This window comes from Aminobacter sp. P4_H6_2 (assembly GCF_056400805.1).
In genome coordinates, this window is sequence record NZ_JBFUKO010001021.1 from 1 (window position 1) to 1,142 (window position 1,142).

1 protein-coding gene and 1 pseudogene are annotated in these 1,142 nt (G+C 54.5%); both read left to right on the forward strand.

Annotation, left to right across the window (positions count from 1 at the left end):
* On the forward strand, nucleotides 1–319 hold a 319-nt coding region (locus AC1DUU_RS32625), incomplete at its 5' end, for a hypothetical protein (RefSeq protein ID WP_476787418.1).
* Nucleotides 320–783: 464 nt separating this feature from the next.
* Nucleotides 784–1,142: pseudogene (locus tag AC1DUU_RS32630) on the forward strand (hypothetical protein); the annotation flags it as partial.

Genomic DNA, 1,142 nt, shown 5'->3' on the forward strand with positions numbered 1-1,142 from the left:
CACCAAGGCCGAGCCCCTTGTACGTAAAAGACCCGAAATAATATCCGAGAGCCAAAGAGAGAAATATCGCGATTTCTGGGTAACTACGAAGTGTGCTCACGAACCAGTCAAACATAGTGGAATCCCCTCTATGAATCTGTACGGCCGGTCACAACTCTGCGCTGCAAGGCGCATCGCCATTGAGCCAAGATTACACCCTTGCGTCATCCTTTCAAGATGCTACCATCTCGAAGCAAAGAAGAGACATATTGATGACTTCCAAAGCATTTTCGATGCGCTGGAAGTAATCGAAGGCTTGATCTGGAATCCGACAATCTAAATCATGGACCGGGGAAGTTTTGTTAATGCCTATCGCAGTTAACCAAAACTGAAATGAAAATGAAACGTCCATCATTTCCAGATGGCGTCATTTTGGTGACTGGTTTCCGGCAGTGGACAGCACTGCCTGGGGAGTTTTACACCATAAGCGGCAACCGCTCCCTGAGCACAAACCGCTCGCTGAAGCGGCCTCAGCGGCGACTTTTACTTACGAGTCGTCGCGAGAAGCTCGCCGCTTCCAGACATCAAGCCGTGCGCGTTTTGCGCTCCGTCGTCCAAGCCCGCTTCCATCACAACGGCATCGAAATTGTGGCTGGCCTTCGCGCCAAGACGTGGCTTCGGCGTTGCCAAAAGAACCACAAACTACAATCGCACCGAACGACGGTAGCTACCAGGCAATCTTTGATTTTGGCGGGGTCCTGCAATGCGGCGGTGCCGCGGATTGAAACGTATCGGAGATAGGGGATGATGCGAACTCAACGACAGACGCTGGTGGCGGCAATGGCCTTCCCGCTCATGTCGCTGGCAATGGCCATGCCGGCCGCTGCAGCAGACACAGCGGCAGCCAAGGCAGCCGATACCGGCAAGTCCACCCTGATACCCAAGCTGCGTGTTGGCGACGACAACAGCTATCTCGAGCTTTACGGGCAGATCAACAAGGGCCTGCTGGTATTCGGCGACGGCGGATCGACCTTGGGTTATGGTCCGGTCGACAACGGCAATTCATCCTCGCGCATCGGACTACGGCTATACGGGGCCATCTCCGAAGGTTGGTCGCTTGGTGGCAACCTGGAATGGGAGTGGACCCCTTACTCCACCAACTC